Below are 1,830 nucleotides of genomic sequence, written 5' to 3' on the forward strand. Positions count from 1 at the left end.
GTGCCTCCTCCGCCCCCACGGGCCGTCCGGTGAGCACCATCTCGCGGACCCTGGCCGTCCCGACCTCGTCGAGCAGTCGCGGCAGCAGCCCGCCCCAGGCGACCGGCAGTCCCAGCGCCACCTCGGGCAGCCGGAACGTGGCGTCCTGCGCGCCGATCCGCAGGTCGCAGGCGAGGGCCAGCGCGAACCCGGCGCCGACCGCCCTCCCCCGCACCTTGGCCACGGTCACCGCGGGGTTGCGGGAGAGCGCCGCGCAGACCCGGCGGGCCTTGTCCCCGGAGGTCCGGATCCCGGCCCCGTCGGGTTCGCGCCGCACCTGCTCGGCGAACTCCACCCGGTCGCCGCCCAGGCAGAAGTCGTCCCCCGCCGCCGAGAGCACGACCGCCCGCACGGACGGCTCCTGCCCCTCCAGCACACCGAGCAGGTCGTCCAGCATGGCCTCGCAGACGGCGTTGCCCCGCTCCGGCAGGTTCAGCTCGATGTGGAGCACGTCGCCGTCGCGCCGCACGCGGAGGGTCTTGGGTGTGGACGTCATCAGCTTCGGGTCACTTTCAGCGAGGTGATGCGGCGGAAGACCATCCGGGGCGCGTACTCGGGCCCGTCGGTGGCCGCCCGCAGGGTGGGGAAACGTTTCAGCAACCGGGTGAGCAGCGTGGTCGCCTCCAGCCGGGCCAGCGCCGCGCCCAGGCAGTAGTGGACGCCCCCGCCGAAGGTCAGCTGGGAGCCTCGGCGGAGGATGTCGAAGGAGTCCGGGTCGGGATTGCGGCGCGGATCGTGGTTGGCGGCCCCGTACAGCACGTGGACGACGGAGTCCCGGTCGACCCGCACGCCGCCGAGGACCATGTCCTTCGCGGCGATCCGGCTGTTCAGCCAGATCGGCGGGTCGTACCGCAGGGCCTCCTCGACGGCCTCGGCGACGTGACCGGGGTGTTCCCTCAGCCACTGCCACCGGGTGGGGTCGGCGAGCAGCAGGGCGACCGACGAGGACAGCAGCGTGGCGGTGGTCTCCAGCGAGGCGATGGTGACGAACATCGTCAGGTGGTAGAGGACGCGGTCGGCTGCCTCCCGGTCGCCGGCGTGCAGGTCGTCCCAGTACCGGATCCACCCGGAGAGGACGTCCTCGCCGAGGTGGGCGCGGCGGTGCCTCAGCAGCCCGGTGAAGTAGGCCCGCATCTCCAGGGTCGCCGCCTCGGAGACGGCGAGCTGGCTGCTGGTGGGCAGCAGCTCCTGGGCGAAGACCTGGCGGTGCGTGAAGTCGAGGATGCGGACGTGGTCCTCCTCCGCGAGACCCAGCCAGCCGCCGATGGTCCGGATGGGCAGCCGGTCGGCGACCAGGGTGGCGAAGTCGGCCTCGCCGTGGGCGCGCAGCGCCTTCTCCAGGTCGTCGAGCAGGGCGTCGGCGTGCTCCTCGATCCCGGGCCGCATGCCCTGCAGGGTCGTGCGGGCGAAGAGGTTGCCCAGGGAGCGCCGCTGGGTGGTGTGGCCGGGCGCGTTGAGCCGGGACAGGGTGTGGCTCATCTCCCGGGTGGCGGGAGCGCGCCAGCGTTCGGGGTCCGGCTGCCTCTCCTGCCACGCGATGTCGGGGGCGAGCCAGTCCCGCCCGCGCAGGACCTGGCCGGCGAGGTCGAAGCCGGTGACGAACCAGCCGCCCCAGGGGGCGGGCACCACGTCGCCCAGTTGCCGGAACGCGCGGTAGACGGGCAGCGGGTCGCGCTGTCCCTCGGGCGAGCGCAGGCGGCGCAGAAGCCGGACGACCTCCCGCCGGTCCACCGGACGCTCCCCGTCCACCGGTCGTTCCCCGTCCACCGGTCGTTCCCCGCCCGCCGCGGC

General features: G+C 74.0%; 2 protein-coding genes. Both read right to left on the reverse strand.

Annotated elements, in window-relative coordinates; translation table 11 throughout:
* On the reverse strand, window positions 1-535 hold a 535-nt coding region (locus HW445_RS29375; protein ID WP_180223861.1), incomplete at its 3' end, for an enoyl-CoA hydratase/isomerase family protein.
* Entirely contained in the window at window positions 535-1,734 is a 1,200-nt protein-coding gene (locus HW445_RS29380) for a cytochrome P450 (RefSeq protein ID WP_257231361.1), read from the reverse strand. The genes HW445_RS29375 and HW445_RS29380, both read right to left, overlap by 1 nt.
* Between the last annotated feature and the right edge of the window lie 96 nt (window positions 1,735-1,830).

It is taken from the genome of Streptomyces sp. UH6 (assembly GCF_013421635.1).
Classification (GTDB): domain Bacteria; phylum Actinomycetota; class Actinomycetes; order Streptomycetales; family Streptomycetaceae; genus Streptomyces; species Streptomyces abyssomicinicus.